We start from the raw sequence: 24818 nt of genomic DNA on the forward strand, positions 1-24818 counted from the left end.
CCCCATACGGTAACCCAAATCTGTCCACAATTCCGATTATTGATTCAATGCCTGAAATAAGGTAAGTTGGTTTTCGATGATAACAGGAGTATTTACGGCCAAACCACTGCTTACAAATGTTTTATCGCCTACTGTTTTATATACTGTTATTGGTTTTATGGCCAGTTTACCATTTTCTTTCACCACTACATAGTTTTGATTATTATCAAAAACTACAGACTTGCTTGGTACTGCCAAACGTTGCTCAGTTCCGCCATACTCGACCAAAATATTAGTAAACATCTCTGGTTTTAATTGAAAATCTTTGTTTGTTAGCTGAATTCTTACTTTCTCGGTCTTATTCATTGGGTCGAGCGTATTAAAGATTTTATCAACTTTACCAGTGTAGATTTTATCTGGAAATGAGATAGTTGTAATCTTAGCTTCTTGACCTAAATGTACGTTGGCGATATCAGATTCATAAACATTGGCCATCACCCAAACTCGGTCAAGGTTGCTGATTGTAAATAAATTTTCGGGGTCATCGCCTCTCAATTCCATTCCTGTTGCGGCAGTTTTTTCTACAATAAAGCCATTGGTTGGAGCTTTCACGATATACAACATTCCTTTTCCGCCCAAAATACTTTTTCTTTCGGCTACTCTGTTTACTTCTGCTTTGGCAGTTTCTACTCCTTCTTTGGCAGTTAATAATTCTTTTTGCGACGATAAACCCGATTTAGTCATATCTTCTGATACTTGAAGGTTTTTCTGAGCTACTGATAAGCCACTTTTGGCTGCAATGGCTTGCTGCTCTAAATCGGCTAAATCGCCACTACGAATTACTGCTAACACTTGGCCTTTGGTCACATAATCACCCAGTTCAACTTTTACATCCTCGATGTGTCCACCAACCAAAGGAAAAACTTTAACTACACCATCTTGGTCGAAAGTTATTTTTCCCGTAAGGTTCAAAACTTGATTAACAGTTTTCATTTCTGCCGAATCTGTTTTGAGATTTTTGTAAGTTTCAGCATCTAAACTTAGCGGTTTGTCGGCTTCGTTTGGTTCTTGTTTAGCTTGACTTTCACCGCAACCTGTCATGGCTGTCGAAAAAATCGATACCAACAATAGGCTAATAGACAATGTTTTCAATGAATTTTTCATGATATTATTTAGGTTTTATCTTTTCTGACTTAAAGAAGTTTTTAGTTTAAAATTGTTTTACCAACTACATAGTTGAGGTTTTCAAAAGCCGAAACTCTATCGTTTTGTAGTTGATTATACTGAAGAATGGTTTGTTTGTAAGAATCGAAAAAGTCGATAAATTCAACTACTGTGATGTTTTGTTTGCGGTAATTATCAAGCACTCCTCCGATTAGTTTCGAGAAGTCTTCGCTAAATTTACTATCAATCGTTTTGGCAACTTCATCGGCTTGATGTGCCTTATAATAAGCATTTTGTACTTCTTTTTCGACTTTCAACTGATACGAATTTTGTAGTTTTTCAGCTTCTTGAATTCTTATTTGTGCTGCCTGAATGTTTCCTTGGTTTTTATTGAAAACTGGTAGATTCATACCCACACCTACACCCACGTAATTCGGTACAAAACTACCGTTACGGTCGTATGTCATCTGAAACGTTAGGTCAGGCTTACGATTAGCCATCTGCAATGACAAATTACGTTCTTCGATTTTTCGTTGGGTAAGCGTGCTTTTCAAATCATAACGGTTTTCGGAAGCAATATTCCATAAATCACTGATTGTGAACTTATTAATATCGACATTATTGATTTGTCCTTCTATGATTGGTTGAATCAGATAATTGTTTTTAGCTCCAATCAGAAAGCCTAAATCTCTTTCGTCATCAAATCTCTGTTGGATAAGCGTTTGTTTTTCGGTATTTAAAGTAACCAAATACGCTTTTAGTCTTGCCAAATCTTTAAGCGGAACATTACCTTTATTATACTGCTCTTGATAAGCACCAAGGGTTTGTTGCAGCGAAGACATCTCCTGCTCATACATAGCCAAAGCCTGATTGGTAAAATATAAATCGTAAAAAGATGAACGAAGTTGATATTGAAGATTACGAACTAATTCTCGAAAACTGTTTTCGGCTTGTTCGGTATTGGCCTGTGCCAACGAAACTGCCTTTTGGCGTTTTTGAGCAACTTGTAATAAATATTGAAATTGAACAATTTGTTCGGCATTGCTTTGTCTCAAACCACCCAATTCTCGGCTTTGTGAGTTGTATGGCATGTGTTCAAGATAAAGGTTCGGATTTACACGCAGACCCGCCTGAATTTCGTATGCTCGGCCCTCAGAAATACCCAGTTTGGCAGCAATTAATTGTAGGTTTTCTTGTAGAAAAGCATTTTCGGCCTGATTAAGCGAAATCTTGAGTGTATCGTTTTGTGCAGATACTTTGAAACTCAAAAGGAGTAAAACAAAAATCAATTTTTTCATCGCATTCTTTAATTTTGATGCTGTAAAATTGGTCTTTGAATATCAAGTCGATTTTAAAGGAATATTAAAAAAAGATTAAAAGAAAAAAACTCATTAATTGAGTTCGTTTTTTTCAAAAAAACATTTCAACTAACGAGTTAATTATTTTATTATGAGCAAGTTAACAAACATTAACCTTTCATCATATAACCTCTACCAACTACTGTATGAATGAGTTTTACTGAGAAGTTTTGGTCGATTTTTTTACGCAGAAAATTCACATAAACATCAATCGTATTGGTACCTGTATCGAAATTTAAGTTCCAAACTTTTTCGGCAATTTCGATTCTTGAAACTACCTTACCGTTGTTTCGCATGAAAAACTCCAACAACATAAATTCTTTAGATGTTAGTGGAATTAATTGTCCACCTCGGCGGGCATTTTTTTCATTAAGGTCTAATTCTAAATCGGCAACTTGAAGGTTACGTTTGAGTTCGTTTCCTTCGCTTGAACGGCGGTAGAGAGCATTCAGGCGAGCGATAAGTTCTAAGAAATCGAAAGGTTTGACTAAATAATCATCTGCTCCCGAATCAAACCCCAACAACTTATCTTGTGTGGTTCCCATTGCAGTTAAAATCATTACGGGAGTTTTTATTTGTTCGGCACGAAGTTTTTTGGTTAAATCAATTCCACTAATTTTTGGAAGATTCACATCAAAAACCATGAGGTCATAACTATTCGTTAATGCCATACTTTTTCCAATCTGGCCGTCAAATGCGACATCGACAGTAAAACCGCTTTCCTCCAATCCTTTTTTAACATATTCCGCCAATCTCAACTCATCTTCAACCAATAAAACTTTAATCGCTGCCATATTTAATAAATTTAATCTAACCTATTTTTGCTTTTCATCGGTAAAATTCTAAAGCTAAGTATAGTATCTCCTAAAAATAAGATTAAAATTTGATTAAAATGGGGTTTTAACCTATCGAATTCTTTTCCAACGCCTTTTTTGACTACGCTTATTGAGTATATTCCTAATTTCATGACGCAAGGTTGTCTTTTCTTCAACATAGCAGCCATTCGGGGCATCGGGTAGCTTTCTGAAAATTGGTAGAAATAATCCCATATAGGCACTGATTCCTCTCGGATTACCGATATTGACAATACCTGCTAAATTTTCTGAACCTAAAAAGAATGGCCCAACTCTACCCGCCAGCCCAAAAGTAAGGTTTCGATAACCATTTTGTAATGAAATTGGAACAGCTACATCAAATCTTTTGCTTTCGTATCGAGGAGTAATAGCCAACATCGAAGGTTGATTCATTCCCATTTTCTCGGGGTTTCTCAAACTCTGAATCCAAGAGGCATTTAGGTAGATTTTTTCAGAAACTTTATAATCAAAATTGGTAGAAAGAGCCATTGGCAAAGCCGCCACAAAACTATGTTGATAATCTGCTTCGTTGATACTAAAAGCATTATTCATTTGGTGATACAATCTATCGGGCGAATCAATTTTATTAAAAGTACCAGGCTTAATCAGCACATTGGTTTTAGCAACTTGAGTAACATTTACATAATTTGAATTATTATAATTTATACTCCCTACATCAATTAAAGCAACTCCAATCCGATACAAATACTTATTTTTTGTGCCATCCATTCGCCACTTTCCGTTTACTTTTACATCATATTTGTCAAATTCGGGTCGAAATTCGTAAACAGCACCTATATCAAACCCATAACCACTTCCAGCAGCTAAATTGCCAAAAAGCCAATCTGTGCTAAAACTTGCACTTCTAATAGCGTCTCCAGTTGTAGTTCCATATGTACCGACGGCAGTTCTAAAAAATACATCTTGGCGATTTGCCCTTATGGCATTAGCATCAACGGTAAAATCCAAATTATCGGCTAAATAATGGATATTCAAAAGTCCATTTACTCGTTTTACTGTCAACCCGACTTTAAAAAAATCTTGGTCTTGTTCTCTGATAACAGCCCCAAGCGTTAATCCCATTTCGGTATATCCATTCAAGTTCATCACTAAATGATTATTATCTTGAGTAGTACCGTATAAATCTTGAATCAAAGTACCATTAACCATAATATGTGCTACATCTGAGGTCGTATTACTCAGATTTGTCAACATTCTAACTCTTGAAGTAAAGCCGACAGCAAATTTTGCCTTTTCGAAGGTATAAATCATTGAAGGTCCTTTCACATCAGCCGCTGCAAAAGCAACAGAGTTAGGTTTCTCACGGGCTTCTTCTATATACGAAGGTCGGAAACCTGGTAAACCATTAGAAGCACGGTATCGGTCAGGAACAGTGTTGGTCGAAAGTCCGATAAAAGAATAAGGAGCAGCCCAAGCAGCATAGTTATTGATAAAGTCAACATTACCACCAACAACATTCAAAAAAAACTTATAACGAGAATCGGCAACGTTGGCTGGGTTTGCGGCTAAACTATATGTTCCTGCAAAATTACTCGTCGAAATTCCGAGCCATTGCTGAGCAAAAGAAGTATATGTTATAAAAAAAAGACAAAAAAGGATTCGCATTTTTTGTTGAAAAGGTCAGTTTTGGGTTAGGTGTACTCCTAAAGAATAAACGGATTGCAAAAGTAAATAATTATACCCAAATGCTTTTGATTTTAAAGAGATTAATCATATTTTGGACTTTCATTTACTCAAAGACCAAAGGAAAGACATGAATTACGATTTTAAAAATTACAAAACCGAAAATTTCTTCGATGAAATGATTACCCCAGAAGGAGATTCTCGGACAGGTAATCAGGCTCTCAAAGGTACGATTGAAAATCTTGCTTTTGAAAACCTTAAGAATAAACAGAAAGCGGCAGAACGTTCGATGGTCTCGGCGGGTATTACATTTAATGTTTACTCAGAGGATGGTGGAACTGAACGAATTATTCCGATTGACATTGTACCGAGGGTAATTGACTCTCAAGAATGGGACAACCTCGAAAAAGGATTAATTCAGCGAATTACTGCTTTAAATTTGTTTTTACAGGATGTTTATAATGAGCAAAAAATTATTCGTGATGGAATTGTTCCTCGTGAAATCATCGAATCAAGTAAAGGTTTTTTGCCCGAATGTAAAGGACTTACACCACCAAAAGGTGTTTGGATTCATATAACAGGAACTGACCTTATCAGAGACAATAACGGAGTTTTTACGGTTCTCGAAGATAACCTACGCTGTCCATCGGGGGTATCGTATATGCTCGAAAATCGTGAATTATCAAAGCAAACATTTCCTGATGTACTTTCTCAGACTAATGTCCGCTCGATTTCTGAATATCCCGCAAAATTACTCGAAGTATTGAGTTATATCTCTGGTCGCCCCGACCCTACTGTGGCGGTTCTTACTCCAGGAATTTATAACTCTGCTTACTTTGAGCATTCATATTTGGCTCAACAGATGGGGGTTGAATTAGTTGATTACCGAGATTTAGTAGTGGTTGGCGATTATCTGAAAATGCGTACAACCAAAGGCTTCAAGACAGTTGATGTACTTTACCGCAGAATTGATGATACATTCTTAGACCCAAAAACCTTTAATCCTCACTCATTGATTGGGATTCCAGGATTGTTTGACGTTTACAGAAAAGGAAACATTGGTTTAGCGAATGCACCGGGTACGGGCGTAGCTGATGATAAAGTAGTTTATGCCTACGTTCCACGAATCATAAAATATTATTTAGGAGAAGATGCCATCATTCCGAACGTAGAAACTTATTTGTGTGGTGAGCCAGATTCGATGAAATATGTACTCGAAAACATCGAAAAACTGGTAGTAAAAGAAGCCAACGAGGCTGGCGGATATGGAATGTTGATTGGCCCGAAAGCCAGCAAAGAAGAACACGAGAAATTTAGAGGTTTGATACAGGCAAACCCAAGAAATTATATTGCACAACCCACCATCTCACTTTCTCGCAGCCCATGCTTGGTTGAAGATGGACTCGAAGGTCGCCACGTTGATTTACGTCCATACATCCTATACGGCGATGGCATTCACGTAACCCCAGGTGGACTCACTCGTGTAGCGTTGAAAAAAGGGTCTTTAGTTGTAAATTCTTCACAAGGTGGTGGTAGTAAAGATACTTGGGTACTTAAATAATTCTGAGTTTTGAGCTTTTTTTAGTTCTGAATTATGAGTTCTGAGTTCTGAGTGTTATTTTTGTATCACTGAAGATTAGTTCACCTTCAACTCAGAACTCAGAACTCAACATCGCACGGGCGACCCCGTCAGAACTCATTAATATGAATATTACACGTTTTTCAACATTAGTGGCAATTGTAGTTTTGGCAGCAATGGCCAGATTCATTCCACATCCATTTAATTTTACACCAATTGCAGCCATTGCATTGTTTGGTGGAGCATATTTTACCAACCGTTGGCAAGCAATTGCTGTCCCTATGGGTGCTATGTTATTAAGTGATACAATCCTTGAAATCACCACTGGTTGGGGTTTTCACTCAGGAATGTTTATCGTTTATGCTGCATTTGCATTGGTTTCGTTTGTGGGAATGGTTTTACTTAAAAATGTAAATCCTGCACGTGTGATTTCGTCTTCATTAATTAGCTCATTGATTTTCTTTTTGATTACGAATTTTGCATTTTTATATCCAGAATCAGTTGTAGCTGACCAAAGTTTAGGAACATATCCTCATAATCTTAGTGGAATAATTGCTTCCTACACCGCAGGTTTGCCATTCTTGAAAAACCAAATCTTAGGTGATTTATTCTTTTCGGGAGTGTTATTTGGAGGATTTGCCTTATTACAAAAACGTTTTGAAGCTTTGAAAATGGCCTAAAATCAGAAACGTTCAATAAAAAACGAGCGTGTTATCAATGATAGCACGCTCGTTTTTTGTAGAATAATTCTCTGAATTGTTCATCCTATTTCTTCAACTTTTTAAGTGAATCTTTCATCGAAATAAAATCTGATAGAATAAATATTATCGTCAAGAAAGCGATGATTATTTCTAATAAAACAATGAGTTTGGCAGATACTGTCGCGGGCATTAAATCTCCATATCCAAAGAATGTAAAATTCAGTACGCTGAAGTAAAAAAACTCAAAAGCTTCTTCAAGTTTACCAAATTCGGGCATGACGCCTACAAAACTATTTTTGTCAACTTCATATAAACAGAAAAAATCTACCGCAAACGAAAGCGTCATCTGCCCGATATTGTAAGTCATTAAAAACAAAAAACGGTGATAAGCAATGTCTTTGGAAGTGGCAATGAGTAATTGGGTAGAGTTTTCAAAAATGAAGTAAATACTCTTCAGAAAAGCCCAAATTGTTATAAAAACAACAAGTGTTTGCACAGAAAACCAAGCCTGTGCAAACACTATTTTAAATAAATAAGCTATCGCAAAAAGAACAGCAAACTCCGCTATTTCACGCTTTGGAAAAGTCATTCTGATTATTTTCAGGTAAAGTTTAATTTTCAAACTACTCCTAAATATTCTAACGATTAGGTTCAGCGAACTTACAAAAGTATCTCAACTCAAACAACATTAAAATAAAAGTAATGCAATTCAAAGATAATTTTACTTTATAATTCTTGAGTGAATCGTTTTTTAGTCAAAAACAACTTAAACCATAAATAACTTATTATCAATATATTAAAAACAAATCATTATAACTTCTCAAGCATGATATCAGCCGTTTGCAATGCCCCTTCTACCCAACCTTGGGCATCAGAGTAGGCTTCACCACAAATAAACATTGGGCAATCTTCAATCGGATGAACAATTTTATCTCTTACTTCCCAAGTTTTTACGCCAATATTCCAGCTATTCCAACCGCCACCGTAAGGGTCTTCGCCCCAATCACGGAATGCCGCACTGCGTACTTGTGGCGTAAAGTCAAGGTCATGAATTTTACGTAATTGACGAGCCATTTCCGTAATCATCTTACGTGGAGCTTTATACTGCGACCATTTTTGATTTAAACCGTCAGATTTTGCCGAAGCTTCATTTTCTTCTGCTTCTCCTTCAAATGGGTCTTCGATTTTAGTATGAGCAAGGTCTTCGGCCCAAGCTTTTTTGCGTTGAGGGCGGAGTCCATCCCAAAAACCAATATTTGAACCATCATCGTAGCTTGCCAGTAGCATTGATGTACCACTCTCGGCAGGGGTTCCATCATTATTTGGCCAATAATAAGTCTGACGAACTGGTAAATCTGTAACTGTTCTACCCGACTGCAATGGCACGTACTTTCCAGTTGCATCAGTAAAACCAGCCACTCTCCACCAAGGATTAGCATAAGTAGTAAAAACCTTGAAAAGTGGACGAGGTGTAACTGAGCCAATTAGCGACTGAATTTCTTGTAGTTTCGGGCAACTTGGCGATAATAAATCGAGTGAACGACGAGGCATTGCCAAAATCAATTGGCTTGAAGTCAAGTTTTCGCCATTGATAACTAATTCAAACTTGTCATCTTTCCACTCAAAAGCCTCCAGTTTTGAGTTTAATCTAATTTCTCCACCGATTTTTTCAAAGAAATTTCCGAGAGTAATTGGTACTTGTTGGAAGCCGTACTTGAAGCCTTTGTATTTGGGTGTAATACCAAAATCTGATAAATACCACGGAATGGCGGCAGCAGCATTCCAATTGACCATCGTTGAGTTGTAACCACCAGAATCCAAACAAAATTGGTAAGCTTCGCCGCTAATTACTCGGTAAAGTAAATTCCAAAAACCTAATTTATAGAGTGGAACTCCCTCGAAAGTAGCTTTTCTTGTCATTTCGAGACGCTCGTTTTCGGTTAAATCGGGGTTGGTAATTCCTGGAACTAATTGTTCGATGGCATTTACGATAATTGTTCCCGACGAGTTACTTCTCTCCAAAAACGAAAGATTGTATGGAACCTTATCTGGTTTGGTGGTGAAATCGGCTAAACGAAGATGCTCGCCACGCAAATAGGCAATGTTTTGAGGTTGGTCAACAGGAAAATCGTACAATTCGATTTGCTCGTCACTCGAAAGTTCTTTGTTTAGCTCTGCAATAAGATTTACAATCAATTTCTGATTGTTTTCGAGGATACGCATTCCACCCAATTCGGCCACCATGTTTGGTATTTCGGGTGGTTTTACTGAGAGTAAACGACCGCCTACGTGGTCGCTTCCTTCAAAAACTACGATTTTTTTGTTGGGATATTTTTGTTTTAGTTTCCATGCACTATAAACTCCCGAAACTCCCGCACCAATAATGGCGATGTCGATATGTTCGTTTTTCATAAATTGTTCTGATAGTTTTAACGGTTCGAATCGAAAAAATGACGATTAGGATAAGCTCTAATTGCTGATTCAAAACTAAAGAACAACCAACAGTTTTAGATGGGTATAAATACCTGTTTTATCTTTGGTGGGAAATTTTAGTAGATTTGAGTAGTGTGTTTTTGAGTTTCTATATCGTAAATGATGATTCCTTCATGAGTGTCATCGAGTTGAGTGAGTAATGTACCTTCGTTATTCCAAACAGCAGAGTTTCCTGTACTTACAAAATCATCGGCTGGGCCAACCGAATTTGCCATCAGCACTGTAAGATTTAGATTTTGGGAGATTTTTGGATAATGTAAATTGGCTTTTTCAACTCCTTTGGCCGATTTTGCTACACTTACCAAATAGATATTAGCTCCATTGGTAGCCGCATTGGCTGAATGCTCTATTTGGAGCGACTCAAAGCATATCGCTGGGGCAATTTTATAGCTTTTGTATGAAATCAAAGCTTGCTGTTCTCCATTTACAAAATACGGATACTCATCAGCATGAAGAATCTGCTTTGAATAAGTTTGCCTTGAAGTGTGCGGCTGGAAAATTACCATACTGATACAAATGTCCTCTTTGTATTGAGTTGGAATTCCAACACAAATGATAATCTTTTTGGTATCGCTTATTTCTTGAAAAATAGCTAATCGGCTATCTTCTTGAGTAGTAGCCAACTCATTTGCCAAAGTAGGTTCATAGCCTGTCAATGATAGTTCAGGGAAAAATATAAGATTCGCACCATTTTCGACAGCAAGATTAATGAAAGAAACATGTTTTTGAATATTTCTTTCAATATCGCCTTTGATGGGTTGTATTTGGGCGGAACAGAGTTTCATGAGAGTAAAAATAGAAAGACATCCCGAAAATAAGTATTTCAAGATGTCTTTCTAAATAAGGGTGATATTTTTCTACAAAATCACAAATTCAACTCTACGATTCATCTTGCGACCTTCTTCTGTATTATTATCAGCAATAGGTTTTGTATCGCCGTAACCCTTAAATTGAATTCTGAAACCTGCTATTCCCTTGCTAATCAGATACTCACGTACATTATAAGCACGCTCAAGCGAAAGTCGTTTATTTTGCGTTGGGTCACCAACATTGTCGGTATGGCCTTCAACAACAATAGTCATTTTAGGGTCTTCTTTCAACATTTTCAAAAGCCCATCGAGTTGTTCGTACGAATCTGGTAAAAGTTTTGATTCTCCAATTTCAAAGAATACCTTATCAAGTCTAAATTTATTTTCTTCGATTTTTACGGGGCTGCTTTCTTTGGTTTCTTCTTTCGCAACCTCTACTTTCGGTTCTGGCTTTGGAGTCTCTTCTTTTACAGGTTCCGGCTTTTTGACTACTTTTTCAACGGGATTTAGATAAATGTTCTGCGAAAACTGTTGACTTTTACCAATTTTAGATAAATCCATGCTTTCCTGAGCATTCTCATAGCCTTTGGCTGAAGCCACAAAAGTATAGGCTTCTGGCTTGATTTTGAATGAGTACTCGCCTGTTGCACTGGTTTTTACTGAATCAGCTTTTTGTATATCATAATCAAAACGATATAAAACTTTTCCCGCTATTGGTTTATTTGTTTTTGCATCAATCAATTTTCCTTTGATTGTCACCAATATTTCTTCTTCTTTTTCTGGCTCTTCACTTTTCTTAGTAACCGCTGGCGGAGGCGTTAGTGGATTGTTGATATGAACACCATAAAAATTCCAATATTGATGGCGTTCTTCGGGGCGATTTTTACCTTCGATTAGATTGAATGTTTCGATACCTGCATCGAGTTTTTCAAAGTAAACCGTGAAACGATATTTTTCACCTGGGAAAACTTGCTTTTCTTCGGGAAGTTCGGGAATACCTGTGCATTTAATGTATTTAAAACGCTTACCATTTCCATTCAAATAACTCTTTGGATTAAAAGAAATCGTGTAATTGGACCCTTGCTGATTTTGATTTGGGAATGGAAACTGAAATTGATAAGAATTACTTTTTCGCTGAGAAACTTGATAACTGAATGAAACAATGGTATAGCCACCACGAATTTCTACCTTCGTAATATCAGTTTCGTAGCTTGTTTGGTCATCTATTTCGGGCATTTTCGTGATTAATTGACCAAAACCATTCAAAAAAGATAGTGTAAAGATTGTTATGAGTAAGTTTTTCATTGTGTTTAAAATTCGATTTTATTGCACCGAAAAAACGAATGTAGGTATTTTTTAGTTTATTTGTGGGTGTTAATTTTTGTTAAATCAATTTCGATGAAAAAACTAAATGACTTACTCCAACTCGGCGACCCACGTTTATATGAAGTTTGTGAGCCTGTGTATGAGCATGAATTACCACAAGTGAAGGAATGGGTAGCTGATTTACACAATGTAATGGAAGAAATTCGGGCAAAATATCAATTTGGTAGAGGTATTGCCGCCCCACAACTCGGAGTAATGAAACGTTTGATTTATTTGAATTTGGATAGACCTATTACAATCATTAATCCAGTTTTTGAAAATCTCAGTGATGAAATGTTTGAATTGTGGGATGATTGTATGTCGTTTCCTAATTTACTGGTAAAAGTTAAACGGCATAAGGCATTAACAATTAAATACTTAGACGAAAACTGGCAACCACAAACTTGGCAAGTAGAAGATGCTATTTCCGAACTTCTCCAACACGAATATGACCATCTCAATGGAATCCTTTGCACCATGCGAGCCATTGATAATCAATCTTTTAAATGGCGACCAACACCCAGTGGGAATTAATAATTGAGAATGTAGAATTAAGAATTATTTTTTCAAAGTTCACCTTTTTTCAAAGTCCCCTTTAGGGGATTTAGGGGTGGGGATTTAGGGGCGTTGCAAAAGCACCAGCCATGCTTCTTTTACTTTATTTTCATTCAATAATTTAGCGGCTTCGGTTTGTAGTAAATTATCGAGGAATGCACAGCCATACATTACTTGTTCGATGATATTTTGCATCGTAGGCGTTGCTCGATATGCCTCAATTTCTGCTTGTGTTGGTAGATTTTCTACATTTCCGAGTTGACCTAAATGATTACCTGTCAATATTTTAGATAAACGAATGCTTTCAGGAATAGCATCATAACCAATACCGATTTTGGTTGTCGGTTTTTCTACTTCAAACATTGATATTTCATTTGCCCGAACATACCAATCTCCGCCCATGCGTGCTACCCAATCGGTTTTTTGTTGGTCGATTTTTCCATTTTCTCCGATAATTTCTTCAGAAAAATGAGCCAAAATAACCTCGCAAATAGCCAGATTCATTGAGCCAAACTGCTTTATTTCAAGAACTTTACATTCAAATTGTGCTTTTGATTCTTTCACTCTCGGAGGTTTTACTAAAACAGATTTTTCTTCCGTAAAACCCGCCTTGATAAATTCATTTGTGCCTCGTGGAAACTCCACACTTGAAAGCGACATTTGTTGCACCATTGCGTAATCTACCATATTAATGACTACCTCTGGCACTTCTTCTAAGTTGAGTGTAGTATCTTTTTTTGAGCCATCTCGCCCTCGATTATTGGGTGCAAAAACCAAAATCGGAGGATTAATGCCCATAATATTAAAAAAGCTAAATGGACTGAGATTGACATTGCCCAATTTATCAACCGTACTCGCAAAAGCAATCGGCCGAGGGGCAACTGTGCCTGTCAGATAACTATAAAAAACTCTTGAATCTAATTCTTTTGGGTTGAGTATTAGCATTTATATAATGGAGAATGAATAATGTATAATGGATAATTGAAGTTTTTAGAATCAAACCTATTACTCAATTGAAGCTTAGATTATTTGCCCCACAACTTCTCCAAAACCAACTCTTTTTCCACCTTTTTCACAAAAACCAGCTAAAGTTAGTGTGTCGCCATTTTCCAGGTAGGTGCGGGTTTCTCCGTTTGTGAGTGTAATTTGATTTTTTCCTGCCCAAGTGAGTTCTAAAAGAGAGCCAAAAGAACCAACTTTCGAACCACTTATGGTTCCTGATGCCAAAATATCCCCGATTTTGAGGTTACAACCGTTGACCGTGTGGTGGGCAACTTGCTGGGCGATATTCCAATACATAAACTTGAAATTTGTGTTGGTAATGGTTGTTTCGTTGAGTTTAGCCGAAAGTTGAATATCAAAATTTCGGATTCCCTCAACTTGCAAATAGGGTAAAGGCTGAGGTTCTTGAATTGGACCTTGCACTCGGAAACCTTCTAAAGCTTCGAGCGTAACGACCCACGGAGAAATGGAAGAAGCAAAGTTTTTACCCAAAAATGGCCCCAACGGTAGAGTTTCCCAACGTTGAATGTCTCGTGCCGACCAATCATTGAAAAGTACCAATCCGAAAACATACTCTTCTGCCTCGGCTGTACTGATACTTTTGCCATGCTCCGAATTTCTACCGATGATTGCACCAATTTCTAATTCAAAATCTAATTCTTTTGTGTAACCAAAAATAGGAGTCTGTGCATCAGCAGGTTTGAATTGTCCTTGTGGGCGATAAATGGGCGTACCTGAAACTACAATCGAACTTGCACGACCATGATAGGCAATGGGAATGTGTTTCCAGTTTGGATAAAGCGGGTTATCGGGACGGAAGATTTTTCCTGCATTAGTCGCATGCTCGATGCTTGAATAAAAATCAGTATAATCACCAATTTTTACTGGCAAGTGCATTTTTACGTCTGAAATTTTATGAAAAACGTGGTCAAAATGCCTTTTTAATGGAGAATTTTCTTGTGTCAGCCATTCTTGAAGTTGCATTCGCACTGCATTTGTGCGTTTTTTACCAAGTCCAATAAAAGGATTCAGACTCGACTGATTACAAATATTTCGAGGAATATTCAGTAAACCTAACTTTCGAGTTTGTTCTAAATCGATAACATAATTACCGATTCTGACACCCACCTGTGGCTTTTTTTTGTGTGTACTAAAAATTCCAAATGGAAGATTATATATCGAAAAATCGCAGTCTACTGCTATATCGAGCCAAGTATTCATTGTAATTTTGTTTTGCAAAAATGGTTTACAAAGTACAGTGTTGTAAACTGATTTTGCAAACCATCAATTATTTGTCGCTCACATTTTTGTGAATCGTATCCATGATTCTTACCAAATGGTCGTAGTCTTCATCGGTCAAACTACCCCACGATTTACGTCGGATTTCGGCAATCACTACCAAGGCATTTTCGTGGAGTTTTTCACCTTCTTCGGTCAGATAAATATTAAATTTTCGGCGGTCTTCATCGGCCATTTGGCGTCTGACTAAACCTTTTTCTACCAATAAATCTAAGATTCGGGTGATGGTTGGGGCATCTTTTGCGGTATCAACCGCCAAATCATTCTGACTAATTCCTGCTTTTGGTTTGATGTGGTCAATTACCACCCACTGGTCAACAGTAAGGTCGATACCGCCATCAGTCAAGCCTTTTTGCATAAAACTGCGAATACGCTTGATGGTAGTATCAATCTTGAAATAGTACGAACGCTTATCTGAGTGTGTCATTTATTTTAAATTCAGTCTTTATCTACTTTCTTAGCGATTAGGAATTAGCTACAAACTTTTAGCAAAAGGGATACTAAAATTATTTGGTTTTTGCTTTTAAAGAAATTATCAAAATAACTGCTTGATAAAAGCTAAAATTGCCAAATTTATGAGATGCTAAAAGTTAATAGTCAATAGCTAAAAGCATTTATATTACAAAAGTAGAAAAAACCTTCAATTATTGATACACTAATAATTGACGTTCTAAAATTTCTTCAAAATTTTTGAGTGATTGAAAGAGCTGTTCGTAAGATTCTATCACAAAATATTTTTTCTGATAGGCATCAATTTTTACTTCGGTCTTCAAGATTTCTTCGATTGAATACGGCACTCGCTCGGGTATTCCGCTACAAAGGCTATAAACACTTTCGCCACTTGAAGAAATGATTCCTCCACCATAAATTTTTAGTTTATTTCTTTCACGAATCAATCCAAATTCGACTGTAAACCAATAAAGTTTTTGTAGGAGTTTTACGGCCTCTTCATCGTTGATGTATTTGAGAGAAATTGTACTAAACTCTGCCAAAAAATCACAAAAAGATTGATTGGTTAGCAACGGTACATGTCCGAAAGTATCATGAAACATATCTGGTTCTTCCAAATACTCCAATTGTTCCATCGTGCGAAGCCACGTTGAAGCAGGAAATTTTTTATCGGCCAAAAGTTCAAAAAACTCCTTGATTGGCACTAAGCCCTCACATGCCACCACCGACCAGCCCGTCAGTTCCTGCAAGCGAGGGTTAGTTTCTCTCTCAAAATCTGGAATGTGGTCAGCCACAAAACCAGCTTTTTCAATTCCTTCCAGATATGCTTCGCTGGCAATTGCAGGTAATTTCTGCATTTGCCGCTCAAAAAGCACCTGCCAAACTTCATGGTCGGCAGGTGTGTATATGTTATAGTTTTGATTCATGGAGTTAATGATTGAATGAGAGATTGATAGAATGAGTGAATGATTTATTACTCTATCATTCACTCATTCTATCATTGAAAATTAATTCAGAGCGTTCCTCTCAAAACTTGTTCACGTTCAATTGCTTCAAAAAGAGCTTTGAAATTGCCTTTTCCGAATGATTTTGCTCCTTTTCTTTGAATAATCTCGAAAAACATAGTCGGACGAGGTTCGATTGGTTTTGTGAAAATTTGAAGCAAATAGCCTTCTTCGTCACGGTCAACCAAAATGCCGAGTGGGCGTAATTGTTCGATTTCTTCTTCAATATCACCAACACGCTCTTTTAAATCTTCGTAGTAACTGTCAGGAACTTGCAAAAACTCAACTCCATGATTACGCAAGTGCGTAACGGTTGTAATAATATCGTCAGTAGCTACTGCTAAATGCTGCACGCCTGCACCACCATAAAAATCAAGGTATTCTTCAACTTGTGAGCGTTTTTTACCTTCGGCTGGCTCATTGATTGGGAATTTGATTCTTCCGTTTCCGTTCGACATCACCTTGCTCATCAGAGCCGTGTATTCAGTCGAAATATCTTTATCATCGAAACTCACCAACTGATTAAAGCCCATCACTTTACCGTAGAAATTTACCCATTCATTCATGCCGTTCCAGCCCACATTTCCTACGATATGGTCAATGTATTTCAAACCAACGGGTGCAGGTTTGTAGGTAGGATTCCAAGCACGGAAATTTGGCAAGAAAACGCCTTTATAATTGCTTCTTTCCACAAAAATATGCACTGTATCGCCGTAGGTATGAATGCCCGAACGCACCACTTTTCCGAATTCATCCTCTTCTTCAATTGGCTCGAAATATGGTTTTGCTCCACGAGAAATGGTTTCGTAATATGCATCACGGGCATCATCAACCCAAAGAGCAACTACTTTTACACCATCGCCATGCTGGTCGATGTGACGACCAATTTCAGTACCTCCATGAAGTGGTGAAGTGAGTATCAAACGGATTTTCCCTTGTTGAACAACGTAACTTTCACGGTCACGCAGACCAGTTTCAAGCCCAGCATAAGCCAGAGGCTGAAAACCAAAAGCAGTTTGATAATAATGTGCTGCTTGTTTGCAATTTCCTACGTATAACTCAATGTAATCCGTGCCATTGATTGGTAGGAAGTCACCCCCAGCCCCTAAAGGGGAGTTAAGGATTTGGCTTTCTGTTTTTGATATTTCTAACATTATTTTAATATTTTATATGAAGTGTAAAATCAAATTTGCCCGTGCGAAAAAGAATAGAGAATTTTTAAATTTCCCTTTAGGAGTTAGGGGCGAAATTGTTAAAGCTCCCCTTTAGGGGCGGGGGGCATCCAACTCTGAAAATATTTTCCATCGTCGTATTTCAGAGCGTTTTCTGTAATCATCAAAGGTCGGAAAGTATCAACCATTACGGCCAATTCGTGCGTTTCGGTTTTTCCAATACTGCGTTCCATCGCACCTGGGTGCGGGCCGTGTGGAATGCCACCTGGGTGTAAGGTGATGTGGCCCTTTGCGATATCATTTCGGCTCATAAAATCGCCATCAACGTAGTAAATAACTTCATCGGAGTCTATATTTGAGTGATTATAAGGTGCTGGAATGGCCTTCGGATGATAATCGTAAAGTCTCGGACAAAACGAACAAACCACAAAAGCATCGGTTTGGAAAGTCTGATGAACAGGCGGTGGCTGATGGATTCGGCCAGTGATTGGCTCAAAATTGTGAATCGAAAATCCCCAAGGATAATTGTAGCCATCAAAACCGACCACATCAAAAGGGTGATATTGATAGATTAACTGATGAAGCTGATGTTGTTTTTTGATTTTTATCAGAAACTCGCCTTTTTGGTCGTAAGTTTCTAAAATTTCGGGGAGTTTATAATCTCTTTCGCAGTAAGGCGAACTTTCGAGCAATTGACCAAAATGATTTCGGTAGCGTTTTGGCGTATAAATCGGCGAGTGCGATTCTACATAAAAAATCCGATTATCAACTGTGTCAAAATCAATTTGGAAAATCATTCCTCGTGGAATCACCAAATAATCGCCGTATTCAAAACTAATATTTCCAAGTTGCGTGCGAAGCGTTCCTGAGCCTTTATGAATAAACAATAATTCGTCAGAATCGGCATTTTTATAAAAATATTCTCGCAAGGATTGCTTAGGTGCGGCCACACCAATAATACAATCTTTATTAAACATCATCGGTACTCTACTTTCCAAAAAATCATCTTTTGGCTCCACATCAAAACCAATAAACTTCCGCATCATCATATTATGAGCATTGGCCGATTTTGGTGTAAGGTCTTGGCTTTCAAGTATTTGCATGACCTGCGTAGGGCGATGAATGTGATACATCAACGATGCCATACCATCGAAGCCAATTGTTCCAAAAAGCTGCTCATAATACAAACCACCCTCAGGTTTTTCAAACTGAATATGGCGTTTTGCTGGAATCTTTCCGAGTTTATGATAAATAGGCATATTGGATTAACGAATAATATATTTGTTATACTAACTATTGCTAAGCATACAAAATTATAAATAATATTTGTTATGACAATTAAAATGTAATTATTTTTTTGATTGATTGAATTAAACGCAGGAAGTAGAACAAGTTTCAAACTTGTTCATAAGGAAAATGAGACTGAGGAAAGAAGGAATGGGCGTAAGTATTTACGCCCCAAGAAGAAATGAATTATGCTAAATTATTCAGCCAAAGAATGATTTTCTTGAAAACTTCACGTTTTTCGGGTTCGTTGTGTGTTTCGTGATATAAGCCTTCAAGAGAAATAAATGTCACGAGTTTACCTGCTTTTTCGGCAAAAAGTTCGCTACCATGATGCGAAGTAAGTCGGTCGGCAGTACCGTGATAAAGTAGCGTCGGAATACTTAATTTATCGGCATTATCAATTGCCCACTGGCCCGTTTCTATCATTTCGATGCCCATTTTGGCTGAAACTTTGTCATGCACGAGAGGGTCTTCTTTGTATTTTTTTACTTCTTCCACATCACGAGAAATTGCCGTAGAATCTAAACCGCTACTCAATGATAAAGCTGGAAAAATGCCTTTTAGAAGTTTACCAATAAAAAGTTTCCCAGCCGAAGGTTGAAAAGCTAATTTAAAATAAGGAGATGAAAGAATTGCTCCAGCAATTTTAGGTTGACAGCGAAGCAGATAATTAGCCACCAAATTTCCACCCATGCTATGTCCATAAAGTATTTGTTTGGTATCAGGAAAATGAGTGGAGGCAGCTTTCAAAAGTGCATCTACATCATTCAAGAAAGTTTCAAAATCAGGAAAATGCCCACGTTTTCCCTCCGATTTTCCGTGTCCACGTTGGTCGCAGCCAATCACGGCATAGCCGTTAGACGTAAACATTTCAGCCACATGGTTATAGCGATTGATATGCTCGCCCATGCCGTGCATGAGACAAATGACAGCTTTTGTGGGCATACTGGTTTCCCACTTTTTGCCATAAATATTGAGTCCATCGGAGGTTTTCCAAGATAATTCGGTAGCGTTCATAAGGTTTTTGAATAGATTTCATGCCTAAATATAGCAAATTCTTAGGATATACAACCGAGAGTTTGTGGCTTGGGTTGGTTTCTTTATATTTGTGCAGAAAGAAGGGAAGTTTAGGAATGCTATAATGATTAAAGTTGAGAGTAAAATATTGTCTGGTTACACTTTTATCGACTTGTTTGCAGGAATAGGTGGATTTCACGTTGCTTTGTCTTCGTTTGGTGCATCGTGCGTTTTTGCTTCGGAATGGGATAAATATGCTGCCGATACTTATGAAGAGAATTTTGATAAAAGACCCTATGGGGATATAACTCAAATAGATGAAATTGATATTCCTAAACATGATATTTTGTGTGCGGGTTTTCCTTGTCAATCCTTTTCAATTTCAGGTAAGCAAAAGGGATTTGATGATATAAGAGGTTCACTTTTTTTTGATATTGCTCGGATTATAAATTTCCATAAACCAAGGGTAGTTTTCTTAGAGAATGTTAAAAACTTGGTTAATCATGATGAGGGGCGAACTTTAAAAGTAATAATAGAAACACTCGAAAATTTTGATTATAAAGTCTTTACAAAAATCTTAAACTCAAGCAATTTTGGTTTGCCACAAAACCGTGAGAGAATTTATATCGTTGCTTTTCCTACAAATATTGACTCTAATAGCTTTTCATTTCCAACACCATCTAATGAGTCTATTTCGGTAGAGGATATTTTAGAACTAAACCCATTCGATGTCAAATTTATTGAACGAGAAGACATAGAAATTTACAAGACTTACTCATTTCAAGATACACTTTTCGGGAAAACTGAGATAAATAAGCCTCTACAAATTGGTAAAGTAAATAAAGGCGGACAAGGTGAACGTATTTATGATATTCGAGGTCATGCTATTACACTTTCAGCTCACGGGGGTGGAATTGGGGCAAAAACAGGTTTATATTTTATTGATGGCAAAATAAGGCGGTTAACTCCACGAGAATGTGCAAGAGTGCAGGGGTTTCCTGAAGACTTTAAAATCAACCAAAGTCCTTCACAAGCATACAAGCAATTTGGTAATAGTGTTTCGATTAATGTACTGCAAAGAATAATGATAGAAGTTCAGAAAATTTTATCTAAAAATGAACAAAGAACAATTAAAAGGTTCGCAGACAGCAAGGAATGGGTTTCTTAATGAAGATGACATCGTTGAAAAATTCAATAATTGGAAAACTGACGAAGACGCTCAAAAATGGCTTTTAATAATGGAGTATCAATTATCCGAGATTGAGTTTGTCAAAGCCATCAAGTTAAGTGGTTTTAAAACAGATGTTCAAGTTCAAATTACGGTAAAGTTAAAAGAAGCGATTGATGCCCAGAATCTGCAAGTCAAACTTGTAAGCAATCCAAAAGGATTTAATCAAATAGATAAGAGATGGGTAGATAAATATGTTGAAATGTGGGATATTTCGCCCCAAATTGCTTCTATTTTAAAACGATATACAGGAGAAATCCAACCAAGTATTGATATTCCAAAAGATAAAAGACGAATGTTTGCCAATGAATTTTTGGAAAACGAACAGGTAGAAATAGTGAAATGGCTTGAATCCAACAAATCGCTCATTGTTTCGGATATTTTGAAAGGTAGAGGACAATTTGCGGCCGAATGGATGTTGGTGGCACAAAAAACAAAATCAAATTCAAGATGGGTTTTGAAACCAATGAATTTTTGTCTCAACTATTTTGGCAATGGAGTTGTTGAAATCACGGAAAGAGGTAATTTCAAAATCGGAAAAATAACAATGCAAAGAAAAGGGGGCGATGGAGGTAGAATCACGGCAAATATGCTACAATTTAAGCTGAACCCAGCCGAATTGTTTGAAACGCAATAAATCTAAAAACAATACATACACTTCAAAAAAACAACAAAACCAATGAAACAAGTATTAAAAACACTTAAAATCAAGTCACTCAACAATGGCGTTAGCACAGGTGTTGAAAGCTGGGCGGGTGGCGGAAAAGTGCTTAGTTCGTATTCACCAGTTGATGGGCAATTGATTGGAAAAGTACGTCAAGCAAACCGTGAAGATTATGATAAAGTAATTGAAAAATCCAATGCAGCTTTTAAAGTTTGGCGAACAGTTCCTGCACCAAAACGTGGCGAAATCGTTCGTCAAATGGGTGATGCTCTGCGTGCAAACAAAGATGCTTTAGGTCGTTTAGTTAGCTACGAAATGGGCAAGAGCCTACAAGAAGGCTGGGGAGAAGTACAAGAAATGATTGATATTTGCGATTTTGCGGTTGGACTTTCTCGTCAATTATATGGTCTTACTATGCACTCAGAGCGTCCGCAACACCGTATGTACGAGCAGTGGCATCCTTTGGGTATTGTCGGAATCATTTCAGCATTCAATTTTCCAGTGGCTGTTTGGTCATGGAATAGTATGTTGGCATGGGTTTGTGGAGATGTTTGCGTTTGGAAACCTTCCGAAAAAACGCCTTTAACTGCCATTGCTTGCCAGAATATCATTCAAGAAGTGTTACGCAAAAATGATATTCCCGAAGGTGTTTCTTGCCTAATTGTGGGAGATAGAAAAGTAGGCGAATGGTTATCGAATGACACGAATGTTTCTTTGGTTTCGGCCACAGGTTCTACACGCATGGGTAAAACGGTTGGGCAAGCTGTTGCAGCTCGTTTTGGTAAAAGTTTGTTAGAGTTGGGCGGAAATAATGCCATTATTGTTACACAAAATGCTGATTTAGAGGTAGTTATTCCTGCGGTAGTTTTTGGAGCAGTCGGCACGGCTGGACAACGTTGCACTACTACTCGTCGCTTATTCTTGCACGAAAGTATGTACGAAGAAGTGAAAAACCGTTTAGTAAAAATCTATGCTCAACTCCGCATCGGCGACCCACTCGATGTCAATAACCACGTTGGCCCTTTGATTGATGTCGATGCCGTAAACAACTATAAAACTGCCATCGCCAATATTCAAAACGAAGGTGGCAAGGTGCTTTATGGAAACGAAGTTTTAGAAGGAACTGGCTATGAGTCAGGTTGTTATGTAAAACCAACAATTGTGGAAGTAGAAAACCAAAGCCCAACGGTTTGTCACGAAACATTTGCACCGATTCTTTACATTAAGAAGTTTTCAACGCTCGATGAAGCAATCGAATTACAAAATGCCGTTCCGCAAGGACTTTCTTCTTCAATCTTTACCCTCAATATGCGTGAAGCAGAACAGTTCTTATCTTATGCTGGTTCAGATTGCGGAATTGCCAATGTAAATATCGGCACATCGGGAGCAGAAATTGGTGGAGCATTCGGTGGAGAAAAAGAAACGGGCGGAGGTCGTGAAAGTGGCTCAGATGCGTGGAGAAACTACATGCGTCGCCAAACAAATACTATTAATTATAGTACACAACTACCTTTAGCTCAAGGAATTAAGTTTGATTTGTAAAATTAGATTTTAGAAGTGAGACAAGAGACAAAAAATATATTCTCTTGTCTCTTGTCTAAAGTATCATATCTAAATATCCAACCTCGTTTCGTTCTTAATCTCGCTCATCACAAAAGTGCTGTGTGTGCTACCAATATTTTCAAGTGAAGCCAATTTGTTCATCAAAAAACTTTGGTATTCACGCATATCTTCCACCACAACTTTTATCATAAAATCGTATTCGCCCGAAATATTGTGGCATTCAATCACTTCATCTAACTTCACAATTTCCTGCACGAATTTTTTTCCTGCTTCTTGGGCGTGTTCTTTCAATCGTATATTACAAAAAACCATCAAGTCTTTGCCCACTTTCTCACGGTCGATGAGAGCTACATATTTCTTTATTACTCCTTCATTTTCGAGTCTTCGTACACGCTCATACACAGGTGTGGGCGAAAGATTTAATCGAGAGGCCAGTTCTTTAGTGGTCAGGTGTGCATTTTCTTGAAGGGACTTCAAAATTTCACGGTCAGTACTATCTAATTTTTGCATAGATAAAATGTCGTTTTTATCAAATATTTATGTCAAAATTAAAAATAAAAAACGTACTAAACAATCGACTTTTAGATAATTTATCTATTTTTTGTAAATTATTTAAAAAATCAATCTTTAAATCGTACTTTTGTGAGATAAATTTTGTTGTTCATCTACTACAAAATTATACCAATCAGATATTCCTTTATGAGCAAAAACACTAACCATCAAGACCACTCAACAGGTCATATCATTCAGAGTTTGATTGTCAACTTGCTGATAACCGCCGCTAAAGGTTTTGCGGCATTCATGACAGCCTCTGGCTCAATGCTTGCCGAGACAATCCACTCGTTTGCCGATTGCGGAAATCAAGTATTGTTGTTGATGGGTGTCAAACAAGCCCGAAGGAAACCCGATGCCAAACATCCACTCGGATATGGACGTTCTGTGTATTTTTGGTCTTTTATGGTGGCAATGTTATTGTTTTCTTTGGGAGGAATGTTTTCAATCTACGAAGGTTTTCACAAATTAGAGCATCCCGAACCTGTCGAAAATGTCATGTGGGGCGTTGGAATCTTAGCATTTTCATTGTGTTTAGAAGGTTACAGCACATTCTCAAACATCGTAGAATTAAACAAAAGAAAAAAAGATAAATCGTTTTTTCAGTTTTTGAAAGACACAAAAGATAGTGATTTAGTAGTCATTTTTGGCGAAAACTCAGCGGCTTGCGTGGGTTTAGTATTTGCCTTAATCGCCTTGTTGATTTCTTATTATACAGGCGGTGGCCGATATGATGCTTTTGGCTCGATATCTATCGGATTGGTATTAATTGGTGTTGCCGTTTTCTTGGCGAAAGAAGTAAAATCGCTTTTGATTGGTGAAAGTGCCGACCCAACAATCTCAGTAAAAGCTGCCGAAATTGCGACTAAACACCCATTGATTAAAGAAATGTTGAATTGTATTACGATTCAGCAAGGGCCAGGCGAAGTCTTAGCCTGTATAAAAATAGTGTGCGAACCTAACTTAAACACTATCCAAGTAAGCTCACTCATCAACGATTTTGAAGCTCAACTCCGAACCGAATGCCCCGAAGTACGTTGGCTATTTGTTGAGCCAGATTTAAGAAAATATTAATCAGA

General features: G+C 37.4%; 23 protein-coding genes. 7 read left to right on the forward strand and 16 right to left on the reverse strand.

Annotation, left to right across the window (positions count from 1 at the left end; all coding sequences use genetic code 11):
• Positions 1-36: 36 nt before the first annotated feature.
• The 4 genes from IEX65_RS12245 to IEX65_RS12260 all read right to left on the reverse strand — a co-directional run bounded on the left by IEX65_RS12245 (position 37) and on the right by IEX65_RS12260 (position 4981).
• Positions 37-1143: an efflux RND transporter periplasmic adaptor subunit gene (locus IEX65_RS12245; protein WP_188766352.1), complete on the reverse strand. Its 1107-nt coding sequence runs from the start codon at positions 1141-1143 to the stop codon at positions 37-39.
• Positions 1144-1184: 41 nt separating this feature from the next.
• Positions 1185-2441: a TolC family protein gene (locus IEX65_RS12250; protein WP_188766353.1), complete on the reverse strand. Its 1257-nt coding sequence runs from the start codon at positions 2439-2441 to the stop codon at positions 1185-1187.
• 170 nt (positions 2442-2611) lie between these two features.
• A complete protein-coding gene (locus IEX65_RS12255) occupies positions 2612-3295 on the reverse strand; it encodes a response regulator transcription factor (protein WP_308424957.1) in 684 nt (227 codons plus the stop codon).
• Positions 3296-3406: 111 nt separating this feature from the next.
• Positions 3407-4981 carry a DUF5723 family protein gene (locus tag IEX65_RS12260; RefSeq protein ID WP_188766354.1) on the reverse strand — a complete coding sequence of 525 codons (1575 nt, stop codon included), beginning with the start codon at positions 4979-4981 and terminating at the stop codon, positions 3407-3409.
• A 148-nt stretch (positions 4982-5129) separates the two neighbouring features.
• On the opposite strand from IEX65_RS12260, the gene IEX65_RS12265 reads away from it, so the two are divergent.
• Entirely contained in the window at positions 5130-6560 is a 1431-nt protein-coding gene (locus tag IEX65_RS12265) for a circularly permuted type 2 ATP-grasp protein (protein WP_188766355.1), read from the forward strand.
• A 143-nt stretch (positions 6561-6703) separates the two neighbouring features.
• The gene (locus tag IEX65_RS12270; protein ID WP_188766356.1) at positions 6704-7258 is read left to right on the forward strand and encodes a DUF6580 family putative transport protein; all 555 of its coding nucleotides are present in this window, start codon (positions 6704-6706) and stop codon (positions 7256-7258) included.
• Positions 7259-7343: 85 nt separating this feature from the next.
• Here IEX65_RS12270 and IEX65_RS12275 read toward each other — a convergent pair whose 3' ends face one another.
• The 4 genes from IEX65_RS12275 to IEX65_RS12290 form a co-directional block, all read right to left on the reverse strand.
• Positions 7344-7868, reverse strand: a complete 525-nt coding sequence (locus IEX65_RS12275; RefSeq protein WP_188766357.1) for an ion channel — start codon at positions 7866-7868, stop codon at positions 7344-7346.
• Between the two features lie 221 nt (positions 7869-8089).
• A complete protein-coding gene (locus IEX65_RS12280; RefSeq protein ID WP_188766358.1) occupies positions 8090-9691 on the reverse strand; it encodes a flavin monoamine oxidase family protein in 1602 nt (533 codons plus the stop codon).
• A gap of 137 nt (positions 9692-9828) precedes the next feature.
• A complete protein-coding gene (locus tag IEX65_RS12285; protein ID WP_188766359.1) occupies positions 9829-10557 on the reverse strand; it encodes a carbon-nitrogen hydrolase family protein in 729 nt (242 codons plus the stop codon).
• Between the two features lie 72 nt (positions 10558-10629).
• Positions 10630-11886: an OmpA family protein gene (locus tag IEX65_RS12290; RefSeq protein ID WP_188766360.1), complete on the reverse strand. Its 1257-nt coding sequence runs from the start codon at positions 11884-11886 to the stop codon at positions 10630-10632.
• 93 nt (positions 11887-11979) lie between these two features.
• On the opposite strand from IEX65_RS12290, the gene IEX65_RS12295 reads away from it, so the two are divergent.
• Positions 11980-12480: a peptide deformylase gene (locus IEX65_RS12295; RefSeq protein ID WP_188766361.1), complete on the forward strand. Its 501-nt coding sequence runs from the start codon at positions 11980-11982 to the stop codon at positions 12478-12480.
• Between the two features lie 84 nt (positions 12481-12564).
• Here IEX65_RS12295 and IEX65_RS12300 read toward each other — a convergent pair whose 3' ends face one another.
• From IEX65_RS12300 to IEX65_RS12330, 7 genes are all read right to left on the reverse strand, one after another.
• Complete coding sequence (locus IEX65_RS12300) at positions 12565-13446, reverse strand: flavin reductase family protein (protein ID WP_188766362.1); 882 nt, start codon at positions 13444-13446, stop codon at positions 12565-12567.
• 75 nt (positions 13447-13521) lie between these two features.
• Positions 13522-14724, reverse strand: coding sequence for a fumarylacetoacetase (gene fahA / locus IEX65_RS12305; protein ID WP_188766363.1), 1203 nt, complete (start codon positions 14722-14724; stop codon positions 13522-13524).
• Between the two features lie 67 nt (positions 14725-14791).
• The gene (locus IEX65_RS12310) at positions 14792-15229 is read right to left on the reverse strand and encodes a MarR family winged helix-turn-helix transcriptional regulator (RefSeq protein ID WP_188766364.1); all 438 of its coding nucleotides are present in this window, start codon (positions 15227-15229) and stop codon (positions 14792-14794) included.
• A 217-nt stretch (positions 15230-15446) separates the two neighbouring features.
• Positions 15447-16178, reverse strand: a complete 732-nt coding sequence (locus tag IEX65_RS12315; RefSeq protein WP_188766365.1) for a phenylalanine 4-monooxygenase — start codon at positions 16176-16178, stop codon at positions 15447-15449.
• 86 nt (positions 16179-16264) lie between these two features.
• Positions 16265-17410 (reverse strand): 4-hydroxyphenylpyruvate dioxygenase, encoded by a 1146-nt coding sequence (hppD, locus tag IEX65_RS12320; protein ID WP_188766366.1) that lies wholly within the window; start codon positions 17408-17410, stop codon positions 16265-16267.
• 98 nt (positions 17411-17508) lie between these two features.
• On the reverse strand, positions 17509-18687 hold the full coding sequence (locus IEX65_RS12325) for a homogentisate 1,2-dioxygenase (protein WP_188766367.1): 1179 nt from the start codon (positions 18685-18687) through the stop codon (positions 17509-17511).
• A gap of 214 nt (positions 18688-18901) precedes the next feature.
• Complete coding sequence (locus IEX65_RS12330) at positions 18902-19732, reverse strand: alpha/beta hydrolase (protein ID WP_188766368.1); 831 nt, start codon at positions 19730-19732, stop codon at positions 18902-18904.
• A gap of 64 nt (positions 19733-19796) precedes the next feature.
• Between IEX65_RS12330 and dcm the strand changes: the two genes are divergently transcribed.
• The 3 genes from dcm to amaB are packed head-to-tail and all read left to right on the forward strand — an operon-like array spanning position 19797 to position 23166.
• Positions 19797-20900 (forward strand): DNA (cytosine-5-)-methyltransferase, encoded by a 1104-nt coding sequence (gene dcm / locus IEX65_RS12335; protein ID WP_262891855.1) that lies wholly within the window; start codon positions 19797-19799, stop codon positions 20898-20900.
• The gene (locus IEX65_RS12340) at positions 20848-21597 is read left to right on the forward strand and encodes a PDDEXK family nuclease (RefSeq protein ID WP_188766369.1); all 750 of its coding nucleotides are present in this window, start codon (positions 20848-20850) and stop codon (positions 21595-21597) included. The genes dcm and IEX65_RS12340 overlap by 53 nt, the downstream gene beginning before the upstream one ends.
• 42 nt (positions 21598-21639) lie before the next feature.
• Positions 21640-23166, forward strand: a complete 1527-nt coding sequence (gene amaB, locus IEX65_RS12345; protein WP_188766370.1) for an L-piperidine-6-carboxylate dehydrogenase — start codon at positions 21640-21642, stop codon at positions 23164-23166.
• 69 nt (positions 23167-23235) lie between these two features.
• Here amaB and IEX65_RS12350 read toward each other — a convergent pair whose 3' ends face one another.
• Complete coding sequence (locus tag IEX65_RS12350; protein WP_188766371.1) at positions 23236-23697, reverse strand: Lrp/AsnC family transcriptional regulator; 462 nt, start codon at positions 23695-23697, stop codon at positions 23236-23238.
• A 189-nt stretch (positions 23698-23886) separates the two neighbouring features.
• Here IEX65_RS12350 and IEX65_RS12355 point away from each other — a divergent pair, with 189 nt between their 5' ends.
• Complete coding sequence (locus IEX65_RS12355) at positions 23887-24813, forward strand: cation diffusion facilitator family transporter (RefSeq protein WP_188766372.1); 927 nt, start codon at positions 23887-23889, stop codon at positions 24811-24813.
• Positions 24814-24818: the final 5 nt, after the last annotated feature.

Origin of the sequence: Emticicia aquatilis, from assembly GCF_014644295.1 — a bacterium.
GTDB classification, from domain to species: Bacteria; Bacteroidota; Bacteroidia; order Cytophagales; family Spirosomataceae; genus Emticicia; species Emticicia aquatilis.